Origin of the sequence: Paenibacillus sp. V4I5, assembly GCF_030817255.1 — a bacterium.
Lineage (GTDB): Bacteria > Bacillota > Bacilli > Paenibacillales > NBRC-103111 > Paenibacillus_E.
The window spans coordinates 5,553,481-5,578,524 of sequence record NZ_JAUSZB010000002.1; the positions used below are offsets into that span (position 1 = coordinate 5,553,481).

Annotated in this window: 23 protein-coding genes and 1 pseudogene; 14 read left to right on the top strand and 10 right to left on the bottom strand. The window is 45.7% G+C overall.

Translation table 11 applies throughout. The annotated features are described in order from the left end of the window. Nucleotides 1-96 precede the first annotated feature (96 nt). The gene (locus QFZ78_RS27360) at nt 97-1,209 is read right to left on the bottom strand and encodes an alanine racemase (RefSeq protein WP_307555925.1); all 1,113 of its coding nucleotides are present in this window, start codon (nt 1,207-1,209) and stop codon (nt 97-99) included. Further along, nucleotides 1,209-1,868 (bottom strand): helix-turn-helix transcriptional regulator, encoded by a 660-nt coding sequence (locus QFZ78_RS27365; RefSeq protein ID WP_307552209.1) that lies wholly within the window; start codon nt 1,866-1,868, stop codon nt 1,209-1,211. Before QFZ78_RS27365 ends, QFZ78_RS27360 begins: the two co-directional genes overlap by 1 nt. A gap of 163 nt (nt 1,869-2,031) precedes the next feature. On the opposite strand from QFZ78_RS27365, the gene QFZ78_RS27370 reads away from it, so the two are divergent. The 5 genes from QFZ78_RS27370 (at nt 2,032) to QFZ78_RS27390 (ending at nt 8,702) form a co-directional block, all read left to right on the top strand. After that, nucleotides 2,032-3,828, top strand: a complete 1,797-nt coding sequence (locus tag QFZ78_RS27370) for a sensor histidine kinase (protein ID WP_307552211.1) — start codon at nt 2,032-2,034, stop codon at nt 3,826-3,828. Continuing rightward, entirely contained in the window at nt 3,825-5,384 is a 1,560-nt protein-coding gene (locus tag QFZ78_RS27375; protein ID WP_307552213.1) for a response regulator transcription factor, read from the top strand. Before QFZ78_RS27370 ends, QFZ78_RS27375 begins: the two co-directional genes overlap by 4 nt. Before the next feature lie 122 nt (nt 5,385-5,506). Beyond that, nucleotides 5,507-6,853 (top strand): extracellular solute-binding protein, encoded by a 1,347-nt coding sequence (locus QFZ78_RS27380; RefSeq protein WP_307552215.1) that lies wholly within the window; start codon nt 5,507-5,509, stop codon nt 6,851-6,853. Between the two features lie 72 nt (nt 6,854-6,925). Further along, nucleotides 6,926-7,801, top strand: coding sequence for a carbohydrate ABC transporter permease (locus tag QFZ78_RS27385; protein WP_307552216.1), 876 nt, complete (start codon nt 6,926-6,928; stop codon nt 7,799-7,801). Nucleotides 7,802-7,829: 28 nt separating this feature from the next. Next, complete coding sequence (locus QFZ78_RS27390) at nt 7,830-8,702, top strand: carbohydrate ABC transporter permease (protein ID WP_307552218.1); 873 nt, start codon at nt 7,830-7,832, stop codon at nt 8,700-8,702. Nucleotides 8,703-9,232: 530 nt separating this feature from the next. Here QFZ78_RS27390 and QFZ78_RS27395 read toward each other — a convergent pair. The 4 genes and pseudogenes from QFZ78_RS27395 to QFZ78_RS27410 form a co-directional block, all read right to left on the bottom strand. Beyond that, on the bottom strand, nt 9,233-10,084 hold the full coding sequence (locus QFZ78_RS27395; protein WP_307555927.1) for an SDR family oxidoreductase: 852 nt from the start codon (nt 10,082-10,084) through the stop codon (nt 9,233-9,235). 69 nt (nt 10,085-10,153) lie between these two features. Beyond that, nucleotides 10,154-10,603, bottom strand: a complete 450-nt coding sequence (locus QFZ78_RS27400) for an acyl-CoA thioesterase (protein WP_307552219.1) — start codon at nt 10,601-10,603, stop codon at nt 10,154-10,156. 6 nt (nt 10,604-10,609) lie between these two features. After that, nucleotides 10,610-11,586, bottom strand: a pseudogene (locus tag QFZ78_RS27405) (AMP-binding protein). A gap of 160 nt (nt 11,587-11,746) precedes the next feature. Then, nucleotides 11,747-12,544, bottom strand: a complete 798-nt coding sequence (locus QFZ78_RS27410) for a Cof-type HAD-IIB family hydrolase (protein WP_307552221.1) — start codon at nt 12,542-12,544, stop codon at nt 11,747-11,749. 121 nt (nt 12,545-12,665) lie between these two features. Between QFZ78_RS27410 and QFZ78_RS27415 the strand changes: the two genes are divergently transcribed. The 5 genes from QFZ78_RS27415 to QFZ78_RS27435 all read left to right on the top strand — a co-directional run bounded on the left by QFZ78_RS27415 (nt 12,666) and on the right by QFZ78_RS27435 (nt 16,601). Next, the gene (locus QFZ78_RS27415) at nt 12,666-13,349 is read left to right on the top strand and encodes a DNA alkylation repair protein (RefSeq protein ID WP_307552223.1); all 684 of its coding nucleotides are present in this window, start codon (nt 12,666-12,668) and stop codon (nt 13,347-13,349) included. Nucleotides 13,350-13,556: 207 nt separating this feature from the next. Further along, nucleotides 13,557-14,603 (top strand): adenosine deaminase, encoded by a 1,047-nt coding sequence (gene add / locus QFZ78_RS27420; protein ID WP_307552224.1) that lies wholly within the window; start codon nt 13,557-13,559, stop codon nt 14,601-14,603. Nucleotides 14,604-14,800: 197 nt separating this feature from the next. Then, on the top strand, nt 14,801-15,004 hold the full coding sequence (locus QFZ78_RS27425; protein ID WP_307552226.1) for a copper ion binding protein: 204 nt from the start codon (nt 14,801-14,803) through the stop codon (nt 15,002-15,004). Then, nucleotides 15,004-15,837 carry a hypothetical protein gene (locus tag QFZ78_RS27430; RefSeq protein ID WP_307552229.1) on the top strand — a complete coding sequence of 278 codons (834 nt, stop codon included), beginning with the start codon at nt 15,004-15,006 and terminating at the stop codon, nt 15,835-15,837. The genes QFZ78_RS27425 and QFZ78_RS27430 overlap by 1 nt, the downstream gene beginning before the upstream one ends. Further along, on the top strand, nt 15,837-16,601 hold the full coding sequence (locus QFZ78_RS27435; RefSeq protein ID WP_307552231.1) for a (S)-benzoin forming benzil reductase: 765 nt from the start codon (nt 15,837-15,839) through the stop codon (nt 16,599-16,601). The genes QFZ78_RS27430 and QFZ78_RS27435 overlap by 1 nt, the downstream gene beginning before the upstream one ends. An 18-nt stretch (nt 16,602-16,619) precedes the next feature. Here QFZ78_RS27435 and mscL read toward each other — a convergent pair whose 3' ends face one another. Beyond that, on the bottom strand, nt 16,620-17,087 hold the full coding sequence (gene mscL / locus QFZ78_RS27440) for a large conductance mechanosensitive channel protein MscL (protein ID WP_307552233.1): 468 nt from the start codon (nt 17,085-17,087) through the stop codon (nt 16,620-16,622). Between the two features lie 122 nt (nt 17,088-17,209). Then, nucleotides 17,210-18,325 carry a histidinol-phosphate transaminase gene (hisC, locus tag QFZ78_RS27445; RefSeq protein ID WP_307552235.1) on the bottom strand — a complete coding sequence of 372 codons (1,116 nt, stop codon included), beginning with the start codon at nt 18,323-18,325 and terminating at the stop codon, nt 17,210-17,212. Between the two features lie 166 nt (nt 18,326-18,491). Between hisC and QFZ78_RS27450 the strand changes: the two genes are divergently transcribed. After that, nucleotides 18,492-20,081 (top strand): CHASE3 domain-containing protein, encoded by a 1,590-nt coding sequence (locus tag QFZ78_RS27450; protein ID WP_307552236.1) that lies wholly within the window; start codon nt 18,492-18,494, stop codon nt 20,079-20,081. Continuing rightward, nucleotides 20,078-21,196, top strand: a complete 1,119-nt coding sequence (locus tag QFZ78_RS27455) for a response regulator (RefSeq protein ID WP_307552237.1) — start codon at nt 20,078-20,080, stop codon at nt 21,194-21,196. Before QFZ78_RS27450 ends, QFZ78_RS27455 begins: the two co-directional genes overlap by 4 nt. Before the next feature lie 77 nt (nt 21,197-21,273). Here the strand turns inward: QFZ78_RS27455 and QFZ78_RS27460 are convergent, their stop codons facing one another. Both QFZ78_RS27460 and QFZ78_RS27465 read right to left on the bottom strand, forming a co-directional pair. Beyond that, nucleotides 21,274-23,424 (bottom strand): 5'-nucleotidase C-terminal domain-containing protein, encoded by a 2,151-nt coding sequence (locus QFZ78_RS27460; RefSeq protein WP_307552238.1) that lies wholly within the window; start codon nt 23,422-23,424, stop codon nt 21,274-21,276. A 140-nt stretch (nt 23,425-23,564) separates the two neighbouring features. Beyond that, nucleotides 23,565-23,843 carry a hypothetical protein gene (locus tag QFZ78_RS27465; RefSeq protein ID WP_307552239.1) on the bottom strand — a complete coding sequence of 93 codons (279 nt, stop codon included), beginning with the start codon at nt 23,841-23,843 and terminating at the stop codon, nt 23,565-23,567. Nucleotides 23,844-23,999: 156 nt separating this feature from the next. Between QFZ78_RS27465 and QFZ78_RS27470 the strand changes: the two genes are divergently transcribed. Together QFZ78_RS27470 and QFZ78_RS27475 are read left to right on the top strand one after the other, a co-directional pair. Continuing rightward, a complete protein-coding gene (locus tag QFZ78_RS27470) occupies nt 24,000-24,221 on the top strand; it encodes a hypothetical protein (RefSeq protein WP_307552240.1) in 222 nt (73 codons plus the stop codon). A gap of 66 nt (nt 24,222-24,287) precedes the next feature. Next, nucleotides 24,288-24,677, top strand: a complete 390-nt coding sequence (locus tag QFZ78_RS27475) for a VOC family protein (protein WP_307552241.1) — start codon at nt 24,288-24,290, stop codon at nt 24,675-24,677. The last annotated feature ends 367 nt before the right edge of the window (nt 24,678-25,044 follow it).

Here is a 25,044-nt window from a genome sequence, read left to right on the forward strand (position 1 = left end):
TGACGATGGATTTCGATTTAAGACTCCTCCATGTAGAACAAGATTGGATGAATGAATCGACGGTCTCTTAATCCGGCAGTAATGCTGCCTGATTGCTTACTCCAACATACCTCGTGCAAGCACCGGCAAGCGCTCATAAGCATCACCGCGCTGCATAATAACCTGATTGTGCAGGTTGACGGTGCTGCAAATGTGATTAGGAATAATACGCAGCTTGTCGCCTACCTGTATGTTGGCTGCTTGGGCGATTGGCCCAAGTTCAACCATGCCATGCTCTTCAGACAAGCGAACGAGAAGCGCATCTTCTAGGTTCATGATGTGGCCGAAGCCGCGCAGCTGAAGCGGGTTTGTATCCGGCTGCACATCGGTAGCGAATGTTTTGCTGCCGCCATCGATGATCGCGAGATCCGCCGACGGGCGGCTAACGACGGTGACGAGCACGCTGCCAGCGCAATCTTCGATGCCGCAGAGGCCTAAGCGGGCTTGCATCCGATCGTAAAACACGTAGGTGCCTGGGCGAACCTCCGTCACGCCTTCTACCGCAGCGGCGGAAGCGGCCGTCGGTGTGGATCCGACGCTAACGTCCGTGATAGCGATGCCCTGCGCTCTAAGACGCTCGGCCAGCTGCACCATCAGCGTGCCTTCTTCTTGACCGGCTGCAGCCACGTCGAGGGTAGGCTTGCCTGCAAGCAGGGAGCCGCGAAACGTATAGATGCCGGTCAGCCGCAAATGCGGCATGCGGGCAATCTCTGCGGCGAGCGCGGAGGCCTGCTCGTAGAGTACACCGGTTCTGCGAAAGCCCGTATCGATTTCTAGCCGGACTTGCAGAGATTGGCCAAGTCGGCTAGCGCACTGCTCTAATTGCTGGGCGCCTGCCAAGCTATCGACGCCGACGATCAGCTCGATTTGCTCGCTTAAGCGAATCGCTCTTTCGATCTTGCTTGCAGTCACAAGCGGGTAAGCGATGAAAATATTGGTAACGCCACCCGCTGCCATAACCTCTGCTTCGGACACTTTCGCTACCGTGATACCGACAGCCCCAGCCTCAATCTGCTGGAGCGCGACTGAAGGGAGCTTATGCGTCTTTGCATGCGGACGCAGCTTCACATGATGTTTGTTGATGACATCAGCCATTGCTTGAATATTTCGATCCATGCGTTCTGTGTCTATAAGCAGGCAAGGTGTCTCCAAATTCTCCAACGTTTTCATCATCCTTCCACACTCTCCTTCACGGCGCTTTTGCCTTCTTCTAAGTGGCTATAAAGGGTATACTTTGAAATATTCAAATAGGTGCAAATCTTCTCGCCACCTTTTTTGATAAGAAAAGCACCTTTGGCATCGAGAAGTTGAATCATGCGCATTTTATCTTCTTTCGTCATGACTGCCACGGGTTTGCCTACTTGCTCTTGTGCCTCTTGAATAAGGGCATCAAGCAGATCGCTCACACTCGTAACGAAAGATTCCTTTACTTCTGTTTGTTCACCAGGACGTATAAGCGTCTGCAGCGTTTTCTCTGCGATCATCAGCTCTGTGATATCGTAGTTAATGCACAGTGAGCCAATGATAGTGCCTGCTTTATTTTTCATATACATCGAACTGGAGCGCAGAATGCGTCCATCTTTGGTTTGTGTTAAGTAGTTAAACTTGTTGCCGTTTACATGATTACCCCGCAGCAGCTCCAAACCCAGATTCGTTCCGGGATCTCCGACTTTACGCCCTGTGATGTGACCATTTGCAATCGCGACAATGGAGCTGTCGTAAGGCCCTGTCAGGTCATGCAGCACGACTTCACAGTTGTCTCCGAATTGAGCGGCAAGTCCTGTCACAAGATCGGTCAAAAACCCAAATTCATCTTGAATTGATTCCATGCCTGTGATCTCCCCTTGTAAGGTTATTCTGAGCAAAATGGTAACACAAACAGGTTGAATTTCAAACAAAAAGTTTGTTGAACTAAAAAAAAGTATGATTTTCTGACGATGCTCATGGTACTATGTAAAAAAGATCATTGTAAGACCGAAGGAGGGATCACCCATGAGACGCTGGTTTGCCAAATCCCTGAAACGAAAACTGTCTTTGCTTATTTTATTCGCAGTTGTCTTACCGCTGCTTTCAATGGGGATCGTTTCCTATAGCATCGCAACATCGGTGACGGAGGATAAAGCGAAGCAGGCGGGGATGAACACACTGAAGCAAGTGTCGGATAAGCTTGATTTTGTTATTCAAGACGTTGAGAATATGTCGGTCTTTCTGATCGGGCAAAAGGATATTCAAACGTATCTCAATAACGAAGAAGGGGACGTCAACAGCTATTCACTTATCGTGGGCACCTTATGGAATTTATCGTATTCCAAAAAATACATCTCCAACATTACGATTACACCGAAAAATGGCAACCCTGCTCTTTCTACAACGACCATAACCAATTCAGGATTATATCCTCTTTCACAGCAATATGAATCCGTTTACAGGCCAGCTTCAAAATGGTGGTCCCCGCTGTATGAAAACCAAACTTCGGACGGACCGAAGAAGGTCGTTTCACTCGTTAGACCCATTCGTGATGTCAGTACGTTCAAGACGTTAGGTACGCTTACCGTTTCGTTGGATCAGGCAGAGATCGAGCGTTATTTGACAAGTTCAGGCTGGGAAAGCAGCGGGTTCGTTCTTTTGTTAGATCAATATGATCAGATCATTTCGGGTGGCGATCCGAGTTGGTTAGCTCGAACTGTCGGAGAAGTTTTTCCGAAAATGGGGGAGCTAGCGGAGACAAGCGGTGTGCTAAACGTAAAAAGAGACGAACAGCCGCATACGGTTTTGTATAGTCAGATTCCTCGGCTAGGCTGGAAATTGGTCGGTTTCATCCCTACACAGATTTATCAAAAGCAAAATGGTTACGTGCTCACAGTGACAGCCGTTACGATTGTAATTGCCCTGCTGCTTGCTATGGGGATGGTGCTTTACTTCTTGCAATGGGTAACAAAGCCCTTGACCAAATTGACCAAGTATCTGAAGGATCTGAATCCAGATGAGGCGATTCCTACCTATGAGGTGAAAAGCGTCGATGAAGTCGGACTGCTCGTACACAGTTATAATAAGCTGAGTGAAAGGATAGGAAGACTGAAGGATCAAGTACAGCTGAACGAGGCGATGAAAAAGGAAGCAGATATTATGGCTCTGCAGGCGCAGATTAATCCGCACTTTCTGTATAATACACTCTCCTCCATACACTGGATTGCCTTGATGAATAAGGATCGTCAAATTGCTGAAATGGTGGGCGCGCTCAGTGATTTTTTAAGATTTAGTTTGAATAAGGGCGAGGAGTTTTGTACCGTTCAGCAGGAAATTTCTCATGCTCAGAACTATGCCTATATACAAGCTATTCGGTTCCCAGACCAGTTTGAGATTGAATTTTTTATCGATCCCGCGATGGTGCAAACCTCGATGCTGAAGCTGCTTCTACAGCCGCTGATTGAGAACAGCCTTATTCATGGTATCCAGAAGAAAAAAGCGAAGGGTTACGTCTATGTGCACGGAGAACTGCAGGATAGTCAAATGAAATTCGTTGTTGAAGATACCGGAATAGGCATGGAGGAGACGAAGCTTCATGAGATTCAAGATCAGCTCTTTTTGGCCAATCGTCAACTGGGTATGCGAAGCGAAGTCGCTAAAGAATCAAAGATAGCTGTTACTAGTTACGGACTCATCAATGTCCACCGGAGATTGTTACTGCATTATGGCGCAGAGTCTGGGCTTATTGTTGAGAGTACACTGGGTGTGGGGACGAGCATTTCATTTTCAATTCCTCTTGGGATGGGAGAACTGGCGACATGAGAATCTTGATTGTAGATGATGAGGTTATTATACGAACAGGTCTTTGTACGGTAATTGACTGGAAAGAGCTCGGGCTAGATCTGCTTCCGGCCGCCTCTTCTGCTGAAGAGGCTTTAGAGCGCATTCCTGAAGAGAAGCCGCATATTGTGCTGACCGATATTCGTATGTCAGGTATGGACGGTATCGAGCTTGCACGAGAGGTGAAAGCGATACTGCCGGATACGGAGATCGTTATCCTTACGGGTTACGATGATTTCAGTTATGCCCAGCAGGCACTGCGCGAAGGTGTGACCGATTACTTACTGAAGACAAGTCGTCCGGAAGAGATTATTAAAGCTGCGCTGAAAGCGAAGCAGAACATCATGGATAAATGGGAGTCGATCAAACAAGATAATCTTCAACAGGCTGCACTGCGTAATCAGTTGTTGGAACGTGTGCTCAATCGCGGTTTGAACGATGATAGGGAAGCTCAAGAGCAGCTGCAAATATGGTTTAGCAAGAATGGTGTGGATGTTCACCCTGAGTCAGGTGAATCTGCAGCCATGCAAGTTCTCCTGATCTCTGTGTCCGGATGGGGGGAGACGCCTATCTTAGAGCTTCTGCAAGGAGCCGCAGAGAATATCCTCTTCGAGCTGCTCCCGTGTGTTACGCTGATGAAAAAGGACCATCTGTTGCTTGTAGTGCGTCACGAAGCCGGGATGACCGATCAAGCTGGGCTCGCAAAGGCGCTTAAGCGCGTTACCGAAACGCTCAAATGCACGGCTTTCGCAGCGCTTGGAAACGTAACGCTGAATTGCGAAGGCCTTCGGGAATCTTATCGTGCGGCGAAAGAAGTTTTTGCTTATCAAGGGCTGCTCGGAGCACATGGACTGTTTGCCGTTGAAGATATCAGGGGGCGCAGCGGAGGTCGGACGGTTTGCACGGAGAAGGAGGAAGCGGAGCTTACAGCGATCTTGATGAGCGGCAATGCCACAGAGCTGAGGCACTGGGTGAACCAGAAGGTGAGGGCTCTGATGGAGGATGCCGCAGCGACGCCGCTTACGGTGCAGGGCTATTTGCAGTCGATGATCATAGCCGGTCATCGATGGCTTGAACGGGCCAGTTCTTCTCAAGACGGGACCGTTCCTCTTAGCACACTGCCTACCTATGAGGGGGAAGGGCGTCCCGAAGAGGAAGTCTTTAAGGTGCTTTCTGCCGTGATGACGCGTTTTCATCAAGGCTTGGATCAGAATCGCTACGCGTATATTCACAAGTCCATTGCCTATATCCGGGACAATCTGCATCAGCCGATTTCGCTGCAGCAGGTGGCTGGTTTCGTGCATGTGAATCCTAACCATTTTAGCGAAGTGTTCAAGCGGGAGACAGGCTGTACGTATATCGAATTCGTCACCCAAGAACGGATGAAACGCGCCGTGGATATCCTTCAGGGCACACAGACCAAAGTCAGTGATGTTGCTAGAAGAGTTGGATATGAAGATATCAAATACTTTACGCAGCAGTTCAAGAAGTATACCGGAAGAACGCCATCCGAATTTCGGCAAGGGAAAAAGGACTGAATAATGTCCCCCTCTGCGCCGAAGTTTCTCCCGTACCCCCTCCTGAATATGTCCTCTATACTAAAGTTCAGAGAGAAGCTTGAACTTATGTATCTACGAAAACTTTTAGGAGGTCAAACAAAATGAAAAAGTCATTGATCGTTACACTGGCGGCCACGTTGTCATTAGCTTTATTAGCCGGTTGTGGTTCAAGTGGAACAACAGAGGGTGCCGCAGGTACCACGTCTCCCAAATCGACAGATGCAGCCAAAGCAGCTGAGAAAGTAAAATTATCGATTTGGCACAACTATACAGGTGAAGATCTCCGCGCCAAAACGATGCGTGAATATATGGAAAAGTTCAAGAAGGATCACCCGAATGTCGAGTTAGATATACAGGGAATTCCGCCCGATGGGTACCGTCCACGGTTAAAAACGGTAGCTGCCGCTAATGAAATGCCAGATCTTTTCGTGATGTGGCCAGGTGTCATGACCAAGGAATTTGTCGGTGGTGATTTGATTCAGCCGATTAATGAGCTGCTCGATAGCAAAGCGGAATGGAAGAACGGTTTCATGCCAGGCTCATTTGATGATTTCACGATCTCAGGCAAAACCTACAGCGCACCGATGGCTCTATCTCCTACTTCGCTCCTTTATTACAACAAAGAAATCTTTAACAAATATAATGTACAGCCGCCTAAGACATGGGACGATCTCATGAAGCTGGTGGATACGTTCAAAAAGAATAATGTTACACCAATCGCACTTGGCAACAAAGCAGCTTGGGTTGCGCAATCCAGCATTCTCAGCTCACTTGCAGACCGTGTAACAGGTACGGAATGGTTCCTGAAAGCAGTGGATCAGAATGGTGCCAAATTTACGGATCCAGAATTCGTTCAAGCCTTGACGTATCTCCAACAGCTGGGTAAGGCTGGCGCCTTCCAAGAAGGCTTCAACAGCATTGATAATACACAAATGGAACAAATGTTTGCTCAAGGTAAAGCAGCCATGATGATCGATGGCGGTTGGGCATTACCGAACTTAGCGTCGAATACGTCCAAAGAAGCTTTAGCTAACATGGCTGTTACCGTTCTGCCCACCGTGCCTAACGGTAAAGGTGATCCGAACTCCCTTTCAGGCGTAGTAGGAACAGGACTTGGTATGAGTAAGAAAGTTACAGGCGCTCAGAAAGCCGCAGCCTATGAACTGATCTATACCTTGTCTGGCCCAGAAGCACAGAAAGCCATCTTGGAAAGCAACCAACTCGTTAGCTACAAAGTAGACTTGGATACAACCAAAGTATCTTCCTTGTTTGCAGAAGTGTACAAAATGATGAACACGGTCAAGAAAACGCCAGTTTACGATGGCAAGCTTAGCTCTGCTAGTGCCGATGTCGTGAACAATGGTCTTCAAGAGCTACTTATGGGTGGCAAGCCTGAGGATATAGCCAAAAAAATTCAAGACGCGCAAGCTAAAGCCGTCGGCAAATAAAGTACGGCCACAGGACTCCAGCCAAAGCCCGGCTGGAGCCTTTTTTCAAAAAAGATAGCAAGGAGGGAAGTTATGACCGTATCCGCAAGAATCAGAGGATTCATTACCATAGGGCTGCTTCCGGCCTTAATACTCTATCTGTTTTTTGTCATTGTACCGATTTTCTGGTCAGCCTACTACGGCTTTTTCGACTGGAAAGGTATCGGAGCTACCAAATTTATCGGATTTGACAACTATGTAGAAGTGATTCAAGACTCAATCTTCTGGAAAGCTTTTAAAAATAACATGCTTATCGTTGCAGCTTCCGTTTTCGGTCAGGTTCCGATTGCTATGGTATTAGCGCTTCTGCTCATGCGCAGTACACTATTTCAACGTGTTATTCGAGCTTCTGTATTTATGCCCATGGTGCTTTCTTCGGTTGTTGTCGGGATCATCTGGGGATACATTTACCACCCGCAAATCGGTATTCTCAACTTCTTACTTGAGGGCATCGGGCTTGAAAGCTGGAAGAAATCTTGGCTCTCCGATCCGAAAGTATCGATGTTCGCGCTCATGGTGCCGATCATCTGGAATTATATTGGTCCCTACATGATTATGTTTATTGCTGCTCTACAAAATATTTCACCTGAGATTGAAGACGCTGCTCAGCTTGACGGCGTGGGTCCGGTGCGCAAATTGTTTGCAGTCACACTGCCTATGATATGGGATACAGTCAAAGTAGCCGTCGTGCTATGCATATCCGGAAGCTTGAAGGCGTTCGATCTCATCTATGTCATGACGGGCGGTGGACCGGCACACTCCACGGAACTGCTTGCTTCTTATATGTACAACAGCACATTCAATGTGTATCGTTTCGGTTTTGGCAGCGCCATTTCCACGGCAATCATTATTCTTAGTTTATTATTAATCGTTGGCAGTCAATATCTCATGAAACGAGACTATCGTTAGGAAATAAATTCTCTCAGGAGGGACATCTATGGAGCAGGTTGTATCGATGCAGACGGGTTTTCCCGCTGGAGGTAAGAAGCGAAGAGGGTGGGCGCGCGGTGTCATCAACGTCTGTTTGACCCTGTACGCACTTGTTACGCTTTACCCGTTAATTTGGTTATTTATGAGTGCTTTAAAGTCCAATGAGGAATTTCATTCGCGGCCCTTTTTACTGCCGACTGTTTGGAAATGGGACAATATCGTTCGAGCATGGAAAGTATCGGGTATGGGTCTCTCGCTCTGGAACTCTACCGTAGTGACGGTGGCCTCGCTCGTGCTGACCCTAGTCATTGGAGCACTGGCAGCCTTTGTTTTGTCGCGGTTTGAATTTAAATGGAAACCATTTTTCATGGGTTTATTCCTACTCGGAATGCTCATTCCGATCCATAGTACACTCGTACCTCTATTTATTATTATGAAAAAAATCGGCCTGCTGAACTCATACGGCGCACTCATTTTACCTTATGTGGCCTTTGAACTGCCATTAGCCATCTTCGTCATTGCGGCTTATTTAATTACGATTCCCAAAGAAATTGAGGAAGCAGCGTTAATCGACGGTACGGGCTATTGGGGTATTTTCTTTAAAATGATGCTTCCGCTTAGCTTGCCAGCGCTCTCTACGGTTGCGATTTTAGGATTTTTACGTTTTTGGAATGATTTTGCGTTCGCACTAGTCTTTATCAGCAAGCCTGCGCTTAAGACGGTTCCGCTGAGTTTATCTGCTTTTGCTACAGGGTATATGACCGATTACGAATTGACGATGGCTGCACTTGCCATTGCCGTACTGCCAACCATTATCGTGTTCTTGCTGTTCCAGGAGCAGATTATGAAGGGAATGACGGCTGGTGCTGTCAAAGGATAAGTTTGGATATAGAACAAGTCTTATACTATATACAGCAGTCTAAAACCAATAATTAATGGTGTGAATAAATAAAATCACTATCCTTGGATTCCAAATGGCGATACGGTGTTAAAACAGCCAAATCATCTGGTAGGAATTTGGTTTGTTCTAATCAATCCGCTTGATTGAAGCACAAAAGATCCCGACGCAAGTTCATCTTGCCGACCAGGATCTTTTTTTGTGGGGTATTTCGAGAAAAAGAAGAGAAGAAGTAGGGAGATTAGGTACAGGTAAACAGAGAAAACAGAGGGAACCAGGTCGGGAAATAGAGTTGTACATCGTACAACAATTTCCTTGATTTCTCACTGGGCAAGCAGAAGATGTTGCATAACGTGCAACAATGAAGCCTTTTTTATGCTAGAAAGCTACTTTTTGGCTAGAATTGTTGTGTTAACTCTGCAACATTCACGGGGAAAACGTGGATTAACTTGCGTAATGTTGTGCAAAATACAACATTACGCAAATAAGTAAGCAAATAAGCGTACCTAAAATCACGACTTGCCCTTGCGTGTCATCTCCGCAAGCCCAATCCACTGCTCCTCGGTCACCTCGAGCAGGTCGTTGAACTGTCCGGCGCCCTGCAGCCATTCGCCGCCGTCGATTGTGACCACTTCGCCGTTAATGTACGCGGCGTAGTCCGAAATCAGATAAGCTGCAAGGTTCGCGAGCTCATCCTTCTCACCGACCCGCCGCAGCGGCACGCGGTTCAAGAGCTTCTCCGACAGCTCGGGCGTCGGAGCCAGTCGGGTCCACGCGCCGTCAGTTGGGAAGAGTCCCGGCGCGATAGCGACTTGCCGGATGCCGTGACGCGCCCACTCGACGGCAAGTGAGCGCGTCAGCGCAAGCACGCCGGCCTTGGCCGCAGCCGACGGTACAACGAAGGCCGAGCCGGTGGAGGCGTAAGAGGTGACGATGTTCAGCATCGTACCGCCGACGCCTTGCTCGATCCATCTTTTGCCCACTTCTAACGTGGTATAGAACGTTCCATGAAGGACGATATCCAGCACCGCATCCACAGCACGCGGAGATAAACTTTCTGTCGGGCTGGCGAAGTTGCCGGCTGCATTATTAATCAGTACATCAATACGGCCATAGTGATGTTCCACGGCGGCTACCATTTCGGCAACTTGAAGCGGGTCACGCACATCACAGCTTTTGTAGAATACTTCTTTGCCATCACTGCCCATTTCGGCAGCCGCTTTAGCGAGTACCTCCTCGCGTCGGCTGGTTATCGCTAGTTTTGCCCCCAAAGTCAGAAATTTCTCGCCCATAGCACGGCCCAGACCGGTACCGCCACCTGTAATAAGAATGACTTTATCCTTCAGCAAGGTTGCATCGAACATATCCATCGCGCCTTTCATCATCAATTTACGCTGCTAATAATTAATGCTGTAAATGCTGCTCTATTGCTGCTACCCTAGGAACGAAGTTTCGAATTGCTCGATACGGCTTGCTAAATCTTCTGGGAGCGGGGTGCCTTTTTGTGTATGAACATCGACATAGACGCCGGTGCTGGTAGCGAAGCTCACAAGCTGCTTATTCTCCCGCTTAACAATGGCATACTGAGTTTCAATCGATGAAATGCCGATCCGGCTCACTTTCATATAAATATCGAGGTTATCGTTAAAATGCGCTTGAGACTTGTATTCGACACTTTGGCTGACGAGAAAGAAGGTTTTACCAGCCAGATTACCATCCGAATTTGCAAAAAATAAACCCAAACCGTTCATATACTCACAGCGGGCTTGCTCCATGTAAATGACAGAAGAAAGGTGACTAAGGTGTCCGTTCGCATCGGTTTCACAGAAACGAACTTTCGTTGGTGTAAAAAAGCGGAAGCCCTCTAATTCAAAATTATTCATTGCTATCTAGTCTCCTGTAAAATAGGTTTGATACTGCTCGCGAAGCTCGCGTTTCATAAATTTACCGACCGACGATTTAGGTATTTCGTTGAGGAACATCATATCGTCCGGAATCCACCACTTCGTGAATTTGTTTGCCAAAAAGGTTAGTAAAACTTCTTTGTCGTCATCCGTTTGTAACGCAGCGCGTCTTTCAGAACAACGAAGGCGAGAGGCCTTTCATCCCATTTGGGATGCGGCACACCGATGACACAAGCCTCGAACACATCCGGATGTGCCATTAATGCGTTCTCTAAGTCGAGAGACGAAATCCATTCCCCGCCGCTTTTGACCAGATCCTTGGCCCTGTCCACCAGCTTCACAAATCCTTCACTGTCAATAACCGCGATATCTCCGCTATAGAACCAACCGTCCTGGAACGATTCCTGCTGTATCCGCTAGACCAATGGAGAGGGAATGCAAGTAGATCCCGCGATGAGAATACACCACACCCTTGGGATTGCCCGTTGTCGCAGATGTATAACAGATGCCTGCGGGAGCGCTTTCATTAATGTCGGCAGTGTATGTATACTGAGGGTCGCCGCCTTCTATCATGTTCTCATATAAATAGACGGGATGTAAAGAAGTAGGAGGCAATTCCTTTTTGTCCGTCATCAAAATATAGCCCTCTATCGTCGTAAGTTGATCCTGAATTTTCTCTATGATAGGGAGTAAGGTCTCATCGACGAAGAGAAAACGGTCTTCCGCATGGCGAAATAAGCCTCTAGATGCCAGTGGTGATTCCAGGCAAAAGTAGCAACCCGATCGCCGGGCTTCACACCGAATGCTTGCAGGGAGCTGGATAACTGCTTCGCACGTCTCCTGAAATCGGCATACGTATATCGATGGATGCCGGTGCTTGTACGTGAAACAACCTCTTTTTTGGGGAACAAGGTTTGTGAACGTTCAAAGAGAGAGCGCAGCGTTAATGGAAAAATTCCCATGTGGAAACACCTCCGGAGATGGTCTGATTCTATTGTAATATATAAGCCGGAGGGACAGGATATGTCCAAAAAACAAGCGATTGCAAATAAAAAACCGACTCCTGCACATGTGAACCATGCAGATGGAATCGGTTTAGCTCTTGCGTACTTTTAGGTACTCTTACGTATTCAAAATAAACTTTTCAATAACATGTCTAACGCCATCGTCGTTATTGCTCTTCGTCACGTAGTTCGCCAGCTCCTTGAGCTGCGGCAGCGCATTGTCCATGGCGACGCCAAGTCCAGCGACTTCCAGCATTTCACGATCATTCCAAGCATCGCCCAGAGCAATAACGTCATCTAAGGAGCAGCCGATATGCTCGGCAAGGAAAGTAATCGCATGTCCTTTGGTACCTTCCTTATGCATGAATTCCAAGTAGTGCGGTTTGGACTTCGTAATGTGCAGCTTATCTCCCAGCAGAGGCAGCAGCTCTTCGCGCAGTTGGTCGCAAACTTCCGGTGTATCTACGATAAGCATCTTAGGCTGAGGGATGTCAATCCATTGGCGCAGATCACCAATGATATAAGGCGTCTTGGAAAGACGCACGTAGGCTTTAATCTTTTCGTTATCTTCACCAGCATAAAGCTGATCTCCATGGTAAAGCTGTAGATGAAGGTCGCGCTTTTCGCAGAAATCGAGCAGGAGGCGGGCGCTTTCAACAGGGACTGTACGCTCGTAGAGGACTTCCTCATCAAGTAGATTTTTGATTAAAGCGCCTTGATAGGTGATAATCGGAACATTAAGTCCGATCTGGTTGGCAATCTTGGCGGCGGATGGGAAGCTTCTTCCCGTTGCAATCGTTACGGTTACGCCTTTGGCAACAGCCTGGTGCATAGCATCAATAGTTTCTTGTGAGATGGTTAGATCATCACGCAGCAGCGTATCATCTAAGTCAGCGGCAACTAGTTTGTAAGTCATGTAGTTCTCTCCTCCGATATGTAGTCTATAGCAAAAATTCTGCTATAAGCATACCCGAATTACTTTGGAATTGCTACAATAAAGCATATAGCCGATAGGTTAAAAAGGAGGTACGTAACCGATGGCATCCCCTTATACGGACAAGCTGGAAGCTTGGCTAAGAGCGCACCGTGACACGGCAAATGCACCAAGTATGGAAGCCTACATGAAGAATCATTTCTCATTTCTCGGGATCCGAAATCCAGCGCGAGTAGCATTGACCAAGAAGTTCACGAAGGAACATGGCATCCCTAAAGGTGAGGAGGGGGTCAAAGTTGCCAAAGAGCTCTGGGAATTGTCGGAGCGCGAGTTTGCCTACACGGCATTATTGGTCCTTACAGGGCTGCGAAAAACCGCTGAACGGGAGCATATCGATGTCTTGGAGCATTTCGTTGTGACAAAATCGTGGTGGGACACCGTGGATATGATCGCTGATCACTTAATCGGCTTTCATTTGCAGAGGTTTCCTGAGTTGATTCCATCCTATGTGGATAAGTGGCTAGCTTCGGATCATATGTGGCTGCAAAGAACAGCGATATTGTTCCAACTAAAGTATAAACAACGGACGGATGTACCGCTTCTGTTTAGCTGTATCAAACGCATGGCCGATTCAAAGGAATTCTTCATCCGCAAAGCAATAGGGTGGGCGCTTCGTGAGTATTCGAAGACAGACGCTGCGGCCGTACAGTCTTTCGTTGCAAGTACGGAGCTTTCGCCGCTAAGCGTAAGGGAAGCTTTGAAAGTGATTCATCGTAAGGAAAAATGATATAGGAGATCCACAGAGGGGGATGAATGACCCTGAAGTGGATCTTTTTTTATTTCGAGAATTTCATGCAATGTCACCATACCTAACGCATATATTAATAAAACGAAATATTTGTCATATATATTGACATAATCATGACATTCGAGTAAAGTTATTAAAATTCTTTAAAAGCGCGTTACGAGATTAAAAGAAAAGGAGAGATGGAAGATGAATAACATGCGTACTAACGATCTATTAGCGAGATTACCCAAGGTTGATCTTCACTTGCACTTGGATGGAAGTGTGAAGCCAGAGACGATTCTGGATCTCGCTCGTAGGCAAGGCATTGAACTTCCTGTTTATGATACAGATGGACTCATTCCACATATGCGTGTAGGTGAGGAGTGCGGAAGTCTCATTGAATATCTAAGCAAATTTGATTTTACTACACAGTTTTTACAATCTGCTGAAGCTTTGGAGCGGGTTGCTTATGAGGTCGTCGAACAGTCTGCTGAGCATAATTGCAGATATGTGGAAGTTCGTTTTGCACCGCAGCTACACCGGAACAACGGTTTGACGGTTGAGGAAACGATTCATCATGTGGTCGAGGGAATGAAGCGGGGGCAGCGTGATTTCGGTGTGAGAGTCGGCGTCATTGCGATCTGTATGAGAAATCATTCTTGCGAAAGCAACTTAGAGGTGATCGAAGCGGCTGCTAAGTATGTAGGGAAAGGCTTAGTCGCTGTCGACTTAGCCGGTGATGAGGCGTCGTATCCGCCGGAATGTTTCCGGGAGGTTTTTGCGGAGTCAGGAAGACTTGGTATTCCAATCACCATCCATGCTGGTGAAGCAGCGGGAGCGATCAACGTGTTTGAAGCCGTTACGAACCTCGGTGCTGTTCGAATTGGGCACGGTGTTAGATTGAAGGAGAACAGGTCCATATTGGAAATGGTCAAGGATCGCCGCATCCCGCTCGAAATGTGCCCGATCAGCAACATCCAAACGAAGGCCGTTTCCGGTTGGGAAGCCTACCCGATTCGCGAATATTTGGAGCAAGGGCTGGTCGTGACGATTAATACAGATAACCCCAGCGTATCGGGTACGAACATTACCAATGAATACCGGGTGCTCGCGGATCGCTTTGGCTTTACGACACCGGAGCTGGTTAAGCTGATCATGAATGGCGTAGATGCCGCGTTTATGGAAGATGATGATAAGCTGTCGCTAAGACGAGAGATGGAAGAGGAAATGAGTAGTTTGGGCGTGCTCAACTAATAGCCTAATGAGAGAAGAATTCGTTGCGATCAGGCAGCGGGTTCTTTTTTTATTAATGAGACTTGACAATATAGGGTAGGGGGGTATACTATAAAAATAATAGTGGTATTCAAGAAGGCGACATGGCCGTTGTGGATGAACTGCTCAAAACATGAATACCCTAATGAAATAATTAACCCCATAAAGGAGTGTTGAAAATGTCTACTATTATTTTGAAAGTTGAAGGAATGTCCTGCAATCACTGTGTGAATTCGGTTGAGAAAGCGATGAAGGAGCTGGGTGCAGAAGGCAAAGTGAATCTGGCTAACAAAGAAGTCGAAGTACAGTTCGATGAAAGTAAGCTTAGCGTGGAAGCGATCAAAGAGGCGATCGAAGAGCAAGGCTACGACGTGGTGCAATAATGAAGAAAATAGGCGTAATTCTCCTCACGGCGGCTCTCTTATTGAGTGCTTGTGGTAAAGCAACAACTACGGAGCACTCCGCTCATTCCGAAAATAAAGAGCAGGAACATGCTGGCCATGGCAGTGGTGAATCAGCGGATAAAGAAGGAATTCAGGCTATATTTAAGCTTGCCCCTGACCCTGTTCAAGCTAAAAAAGAGACTGAGATGACGATACAGATCCTTGATAAAGACGGGAAATCAGTGGATGATTTTGAACTGAACCATGAGAAAAAGATGCATCTGATTCTTGTTAGCCAAGATCTTTCCTACTACAAGCACATTCACCCGACCTATCAAGGTAAGGGACTGTTCACGATTCGTGCAGCGTTTCCTGCAGGTGGCGACTATAAGTTGTTCGCTGATTTTAAACCTAGCGGGCAAGCACAAATAGTCAAGAGTCACGTCGTTAAAGCAGGTGGAGAGGCTGCGCCAGCCATTGCCCTGCAGCCAGACAGCAAGCTTACCGCAACGGTGAATGGTATGGAGATATCACTAGCGGCTGATCATCTCATGGCGGGAATGGATCTGGATTTGACCTATACCTTCAAGGATGCTGCTACGAAAGCTCCAATAACCAATCTGCAGCCCTATTTAGGTGCAGTAGGGCATGTGGTTATTCTTGATGAGAAAGCAGACCAATATCTGCATGTACATCCTGTAGATGAGAAATCATCAGGGCCAGAAGCCAAATTTAAGACGTCATTTCCCAAAAGTGGTATTTATAAAATTTGGGGCGAATTTCAAAGGGATGGTCAAGTGATAACCGTTCCTTTTGTTGTAAAGGTGCCGTAATGGACATTTATATCATCACAGGCGGTTCAAAAGGACTCGGCGCTGCGATCATCCGGCAGCTTCTACAACAGGGAGCTGCGATTCACTGCATTTCCCGCAGCGACAGTAATGCTTTGCGCCAAGAGGCGCTGCGCGCGGAAGGTACACTTACCTTCCACGCTTACGACTTGGCGGACACGCAAGGCTTGGATTCGCTCATGGAGCGAATCCTCAGCACGGTCGATGGAGCGGATTCCATCACGCTCATCAATAATGCTGGCATGCTCGAGCCGATGACGTCGATCGGCCGAGCAGACCATGACGACCTGCAGCGCAGCCTGCAGGTTAATCTCATCGCGCCCACGCTGCTGACGAACAGCTTCATTCGGCTCACGCAGGCGTGGCCGATCATGAAGCGGGTCGCCATCATCTCCTCGGGCGCGGGGAAGAAACCCTACCCCGGCTGGGGTGCCTACTGCACCGCCAAAGCCGGGCTCGATATGCTGACGCGCTGCATAAGCGTCGAGCAGACGAACCAACCGCACCCGGTGGAGATTTACTCCATCGCGCCGGGTGTGGTTGACACGGATATGCAGCGGGAGATTCGCGCTGCTGCAGAAGTGGACTTCCCGCAGGTGAGCCGGTTCGTACAGCTCAAAGAGCAGGGCGAGCTGCAATCACCCGAAGCGACTGCGAGGCAGCTGCTCGACCTGCTTCAGACAAACGCTTTCGAGCAAGGCGAGATCGCTGATTTAAGAACAAAAAAGCCCGAATCACTAAAATGATTCGGGCTTTTAACATACCTATTGAATGCTCCCAGTCACAGCAGTACCTGATGACAGTTCTGAAGTACAGAACTTACAGCGTGTAGCTTGTACGGGAATTTCGGACAAGCAGTGCGGGCAAGATTTGGATGTTAACACCTTTTCTTTCGGCTCTTCTTTCTTGCGGAACTTGCTAAGCTGTCTGATAACAAGGAAAATGACAAAAGCAACAATTAGAAAGTCCAGGAAGGTCGAAATAAATTGACCGTAATTAAAGGTAGGTGCACTGGCTGCAGCCGCATCTTTAAGGGTATCGTAATGAATGCCATTTAATGAAATAAATAGATCATTGAACTTCACTTTACCTATTAGCAGCCCAACTAGCGGCATAATCAAATCATTCACAATCGACGTAATGACTTTCCCGAAAGCTCCCCCGATAATAACCCCAACAGCCAAATCTACCATATTCCCTTTGAATGCAAAATCTTTAAATTCCTTCAGCATCGCTTCGCTTACCCCCATGAGACAATAATTGTTAGTATTGTAGCATATTTGATTGCACACAAACAATTCGGGGTAGGTTTCCGCTTGTCTTTTCATGGCGTTTTAGAGCTGTAGGGATGAAATCAGGTTTGCTGAATGAATATTTCGTGAAGCGCCTCAGTTAATATCCTATGATCTTCTGACGTCCCAATTGAAATCCGCACATGCTCAGGGAGGTTCCAAGCCCCGCCGTAACGGATAATAATTCCTTTATTCATCAGCTTTTCATAGATGTTTTTAGCGTCCGGCCCAAGCTCAACCAATAGGAAATTACTCATACTGCGTGTGAAATGAAATCCCATTTCCTGCAAACTTTCATATAACTGCTCTCTCCCGCGGGCATTCATCTCACGAGTCGCATCGAGATGCTGATCATCTTTAATCGCCGCAGTAGCACCAACTTGTGCTAATGCATTCACATTGAATGGTTCTTTGACCTGACGGATACTGTGCAAAATACTTGGTGACGCGATGCCATACCCAACACGTATACCAGCCAATCCATATATTTTGGAAAAGGTTTGTGTGACGACGATGGGGTAGCCCATACGTACAAGCTCCAACCCATCACAATAATCATTCGCCGTTACAAAGTGACTATAAGCCCCGTCAAAAATAACAAGAACATGGGAAGGGAGCTCATCCATAAGCCGATGTAAATCCTGTTTCTTCATATAGGTGCCTGTTGGATTGTTAGGTGAGCAAATATAAAGCAGTTTGGTCTGTTCTGTTACAGCAGCGAGTATATCGTCAACATCATAACGATAATCTTCGCGAAGCGGTACTTGCACGACAAGAGCGCCCATTAAATTAGCCCCGAATTCATATTCGCTAAAAGTTGGAGAAGGAACAATAATTTCATCCCCCGGTTCCAAAAATGTTTCTGAAATAAGCGTAATGAATTCATCCGCCCCATTGGTTACGAGGACTTCATCAGAAGAAAACTGTAATTTCTCCGCAATTGCCCCCCTGAGGTCTACCGTGTCGGCGTCAGGGTAACGGTTGATATCCGTCAGATAAGATTGAATGGCAGCTAGTGCCAGTGGTGAAGGGCCTAATGGATTTTCGTTCGAAGCAAGCTTGGTGACCTTATCGATTCCTAATTCTCGTTGAACTTCCCAAATGGGTTTCCCAGGAGAGTAAGGTTTCATGCGAGAGAGAACGCTGCGAGGGCGGATATGTTTAATTGTCCGACTCATAATAATCACTCCTATTTAATTAAATTAGTTTGATTTACTGCGTTACTATAATAATACATTAACTCGGTAAAGTAGTAAAGGATATATAATCACCATATCCCATTTTTTAGGGAACATAGTATAATATATTTAATGAGGTGAATTCTACTAAGGGAAGGACGGCAGCATGATGAGGAAAAGTAGATTTGGTATCCGTTCCAAGATTATGATTGGGTATATGTTCATCATTATCTGTTTAACCATTTCATTTGTATTAGTTAATTATCAAGTGATCTCCATGCAGGAAGATAGAAATTATATCATCGAGCATGATTTTGCCGTCCATATTGAAACGAATCGTATCGAAAAATATGTGATGGATATGGAAAGTGGGCAACGGGGCTATTTACTTACGGGTGTGCTCAGCTATTTAGAACCCTACAACGTAGGAGAGTCGAAATGGAGGGAATCCTACAGTCGTCTCAGTGAGCTAACTCGAGATCATATCATACAGGAGGAAAATCTTGCTTCCATTAAGGCGTCAATCGAACGATGGCTTCAACAGAGTGGAGGAAAGTCCCTATCTTCACTGAGAAATAACGTTAATAACGAAACGTATTTTGATTATAATTTTTTACTTGGGAAGCAAGTTATTGATGATATTCGCTCACAACTGGATCGATTTCGCAGCGTTGAAATGGGACTTACCAAGGAAAGAGCGGCGCATTTAGATGCACAGAATCAGATGCTTACCATGTCTTTATTCGTCATGTTAGCGCTTGTTGTTATATTTTCAATAGCGGCTGCACAATTAATTTCCCGATCTATCGTAGGCACGATTAAACAAGTAACAAGAAGTATTATGAATTTAAGTTCATCGAAAAGAGATCGTTCTAAACGTATACAAGTTACCATGAATGATGAGGTGAAAGATCTTGCGGAAGCAACGAATCTTCTGCTTGAGAATCAAGAAGAGATGGAATGGCAGCAGCGAAAATTAACGGAAGTCGTTCATATGCTGCAAGGGATTTCGGACCTGGAAACGCTCGGGAAAACCTTTATTAGCAAAGCTGCAGAGCTGTTTGATGCTTCTTTCGGTCTTCTCTATCTTCGTTCTACCTATGAAGGCAAGGATTCCATGATTAAATTGGCTTCTTATGCGGTTATGGGGGGAAGTGATGGCATTGGAGTTCATCAATTCCAATTGGGTGAAGGATTAGTTGGTCAATGTGCGGTTGAGAAGCGAATGTTTCATCTAACGAATGTACCAGATAGTTACATTACCCTATCGTCTGGACTTGGAGCGGCGAAGGCTCAAAGTGTTCTGATCGTACCCATTCTACATAACAATGAAGTTATTGCTGTCATGGAGCTGGCCTCCTTTGATAAATTTACTCCGCTGCAGCTTGAGCTGCTTGAAGATATTCTCGAAGTATTAGGTACAATTGTACATAGCGTGCAAACGCGTGTTGAAGTTGAGCGGCTTCTAAAAGAATATCAGATCATGACGGAAGAACTTCAAACGCAACAAGAAGAACTGCACATGACAAATGAACAGTTAGAGGAACAGAATCGTTATGCCGAAGAAAGGTCACGGGAACTAGAGAATATTAAAGCATCTTTTGAAGAACATGCGATTCAGCTGCAGCAAAGTTCTCGATATAAATCGGAATTTTTGGCAAATATGTCACACGAACTTCGTACCCCATTAAACAGTGTGCTGATCCTTTCCCAAATGCTGCAAGAAAATAAACAGTTCTTAAACAGGGTTCGTTGACCAAAGAAGAGCAAGAGTACGCCCGTGTTATTCATTCTTCAGGGAATGATCTTCTGCATCTGATTAACGATATTCTTGATTTATCCAAAGTCGAAGCTGGCAAATTAGATATTCATGTCGGTGAAATGAATGTATCAGAGCTTCCAGATATATTGCGGAGTCAATTTGCTAAGGTAGCCGAACAGCAAAATCTCACTTTCAGCATCGTGCGCGATTCACAGGTTCCAGATATTTTCTATACGGATGAACAACGATTAAGCCAAATTATTAAAAATTTACTTTCGAATGCCTTTAAATTTACACATGAGGGCTCCGTTCAGGTGAATTTGAGTATGTGCAGTGAGGAGCAGATTAGAGAGTTTCTGCCATTGGCTAAACATAGACAAGTTCTGGTCTTATCCGTAAAAGATACAGGGATTGGGATATCTCCTGAGAAGCAGCAATTGATCTTTGAGCCTTTTCGCCAGGCGGATGGAACAACGAATCGTAAATATGGAGGGACAGGCCTTGGTTTATCGATAAGCCGTGAATTAGCCCGACTTCTTGGTGGTAGGGTTATTATGCAAAGCAAAGAGGGAGTAGGTAGTACCTTTACGCTTTATGTTCCTTCAATGGAGCATGTTTTTAACGAAACTGAGTCCATACAGAAGGAAGCTGCAGCTGCGTCTTCCCCGATGATAAGTGATTTTCTTCTTAGGGATGCCTATAAGAAAGCCGCTGATCCAGCAGAGAGGAACAATTTTAGTGGAAGAAAAGTACTTGTCGTCGACGATGACGTTCGGAATGTGTTCGCTCTAAGCAATGCTTTTGAGAAAGAAGGAATACTAGTTAGCGTTGCCCATAATGGACAAGAATGTTTGGAGATCATGAAGAAAGATCAAGACATCGATCTCATACTTATGGATATCATGATGCCCGTTATGGATGGCTACGAAGCCATGAGAATGATTAGGAAAGATACCCGATTTGAGAAAGTACCGATTATTGCATTGACAGCCAAGGCTATGAAACAGGACAGGGACATTTGCTTGCAAGCAGGAGCCTCTGATTATATTAGCAAACCGCTTAATTTAAGCCAACTGCTATCCCTGATGCGTGTATGGCTGACCAAATAGAAAGACCTTTGACCCTATCCATTATTGGATGCGGTCAAAGTCCTTTTTATTTTATGAGGTTAATAATTAATGATAGCTTATTTCTTCAAATCCAAACGCACATCGCGACCATCGTCTTGTACAGATAGTTCTTTACCGGCAGCTTTCAGGGAATTGGCGTAATTCACCCAAGCGTCCAACATGATGGCGCCATCCTTCCAATCCTTCACTTCTCCAAATACGGTAAAGCCATCGCCACTGCCAGTAGCCATGAAATCATTGGTTGTTACTTTGAATGTGCGATCTGTATTCAACTTGCCATCGACATAGATTGGAGTACCATCTACCAGGGTGATTTTGGAATATTTTTCACCGAGTGGCTTCGTGCTGTCCCATTCTACTTTCAAACCTGAGAATTGAATAGCCGGAAGATTGGTATACTTGTCCGTAACTTCGAGTGCCTTTTTGATTTGTGCAGCAGTCATTGTACCCGTCACGTTGTAATTGCCGAAAGGGAACACTTCAAACATTTTGCCATATGTCAGCTCACCTTTGTCTACATCAGCGCGAATGCCGCCAATATTAGTGAATGCAATATCTGATTTCTCAGAAGCGCGCATGGCATCAGTGATGCTGTTTCCTAATTGGGATGCGCCGTCGCGATCAACTCCACCATTGGTAGCAAAGCGGAAAGATTTACGACTTAGCGGCTCTGCAACAACGACTTCAACTTCACCAGATTTCGCCGAAATTTTCGACTTATACTCCTCAACCGTTTGGTGAATCTCTGCGTCAGCAGTCGTCAGGTTTGTATACGTTTCAAGCAAGCTTGCGTTCGAGGAAACAACTTGCTTTGTCGATTTGTCTACAAACAGTTGAATGTGCCCAACCGCATATAGCCAGCTTTGAGCCTCAACAACAGGGATCCCATTCACGATGCCGGCAACGCGCATGTGGGAGTGACCACCAACGATCGCATCAAGAGTACCGTTTCCTGTACCTTGTGCAAGATCAGCAAGCTCACTAATGATTTCAGAGGACTTTTGGTTTTGCTCACCTGGCAGGTGGGAGGTAACCATAATGATGTCTACACCTTTAGCACGCAGTTCAGCAGATAATTCTTTAGCCATAGGAACTGGATTTACAAAGGAAAGGCCCTCAATGTTTGTTGATTTCGTTGTCGTTGTCGTTTGTGGCGTTGCGAAACCGATGATACCGATTTTCAGGCCATCTTTTTCAACAATTACATAGGGCTGTGTCCAGTCTACGCGTTTACCCGTTTTATCATCAATAATATTAGCCCCGAGTATAGGGAATTTTGCTTTCTTAATGTTGTCGATCAGAACGTCACGACCGAAGTCGAACTCATGGTTTCCGATAGCCGCGGCATCATACTCCACTTGCGCCATCGTATCCAATACGGATTGACCATTTGTTGTATTAGAGATCAGCGTACCTTGCCATGCGTCACCACCGTCAACAACGACCGTTCCTTTTGGATTTACAGCACGGAAATCGGTCACGATACCGCCGAGTGTTTCGATACCGCCTTGACCTTGATTTCGTTTTTTATCGAAGCCCACTTCGATTTTACCGTGAATATCGTTAGTCGTTAAAATATCAACTACTTTAAATAAAATAGGCTTAAGCGCTTTAGCTACTTCATCACGCGTTACTTCAGCAGTAGGGTTGAAGTTTCCGTCAAGGGTAGGTGTGAAAATTCCGCTGATGACGGCATAAGCGACATAAGGGCGAGATTCTTTAACTATAGAAGAGGAATCTTTGAAGTAGTTCAACACATTCTCGTTTACTTTTGGCAGTTGGCCGCCAGTTACGACTTTAACAATTAACTCAGCAAGCTCTTGACGAGTAACGGGAGCATTCGGATGGAACGTACCATCAGCAAAGCCGCTAATGAGTTTAGCTGCAACGGCATTCGCAACCGCTTGTTTTTGCCAATTCGCAAGGTCCGTGAACGTGACAGAACCAAGATCTGCACTTTTCAGCTTGGCAGCACGGTTAATCATTGTTACCACTTCAGCACGAGTAGCGGCACTTCCACCACGGTAGTCGGTATCCCCGTATCCCTCAACAGCGCCGTTATCAATGGCAAGATGCATATCTGACTTCATTGAGACGGGGGAAGAGGGTGCTGCTGTTTCGGCAAATGCTAGACTACCAGCGAAAGAGCTAGTGAGAACGGTAACAAGAGCGAGCGCTGTAAGGCGGGTGGTCAATGTTTTTTTCATGTGTTAAAAATTCCTCCTTCAAATAATAGAACCGCGGTTAATAAACCCATCTATTAGTATAAGGGGAAATGGTAGATTTTGAGAAGTGAAGAAATTATTATTATATGAATGAACAAAAAAAGCCATTAACCTTCCAAAGGTTACGTGGCTTGACGTTCTGTATAAACTTCAAAATGATAGATGGTATTGCGTGTCAGAACCCGGAAATCCAAACCGTCCCGATCGATAGCTTGAACTCTAGTTGTTTTGAAGGGTATATATCGATGGACGCCTGATAGGATCATGGGGCACCCAACCTCAGTAGGGTTCATTTCACGAAATGTTTGCCCTTGAATTTCATCAAAATCGAACCGTTCCGATCGATGCTTGGGTGTAATCCCATCCACTTCATAGATTTGAAGAAGCTTTAGTAATCTCATATTTGCACCCTCCTACCCCATCTTCTTTACTCTAGTATACACTGACTTTATATCTAAGGCGAAATCTATGAACCTAACATAAACCTAATAAAGTCCTGACACTTTCCTAGATTACAAAATATACAATTGAACCATTGATAATGGGGGTGTTATAGGATGATGCATGCGAAAATCCTAGTCGGGGAAAAAGAAGTTCTTATGTTTTTTGAATCCATATATCAGGATCATTTACAGATTGCGGCCCAAACCATAATGAAGCATTTATCCAATGCTCAAGTGAGAAAAGTATTTGATGATATTGGTTTGGTCAATATTACAAATAAAGAAGTAACGCTCTTCTCGCTGGATGGGGAAATGGAGACGCTCCTTATCTCTTAAAAATGGTCTAGTCCTCTCGTGCTCTTTTCGTTACAATAGAAGGAGATGTTGGGAGGTTATGTACAAATGGCAGTTTTGAAAATGGAGCATGTCGGTATAATGGTAGCGAATTTGGAAGCATCAATTCGTTTCTATGAAGATGTGATTGGACTTAAGCACAAAGGTACCTTGTTACATACGAATGGTGTGATCAAACTCGGCTTTCTTGGTTTTGAAGCATTAAATGAAACGGAAGTTGAATTAATAGAGGGTTATAACGCGGGTTTACCGCAAGAGGGCAAAGTTCACCATTTGGCCTTTACTGTGGATGATATTGAAGCGGAATTTACAAGAATCAAAGGACTGGGAGTTGAGCAGCTGGATGCTGAGATTACGACCCTTCCGAATGGCTCCAGATACTTCTTCTTTAATGGTTTAGATGGAGAGCGTATCGAATTCTTTCAATCTACGCGTTGATTTGTTAATAATCTGCTAGATAATGCAGCCCTTTCACTAGATTTGTAGATTCCCCCTTGAATTTTCCTTCAATAAATAGAATGGAATACGAATGAGCTTTAAAGGATGCGGAAGGACTGCATCCTTTTTGTTTAGATTTTCTGTAGGAACAATTCAAAACAATTGCAATTGTGGAACATTTCCAAAGGGGTTGTAATTGGTTTCTCTACGTGTTACATTATTCCTCGTTGCTTTGAAGCGGCAAATCACCATGAGACATTAAATGGAACTTGCATTCAAGCAGCAAACTATGTTACTATAGCTTTCCGACAGAGAGCGACAGAAATTGACAAGAAAAAAAGTGCTTGCAATTGATGAACGAGCTGTG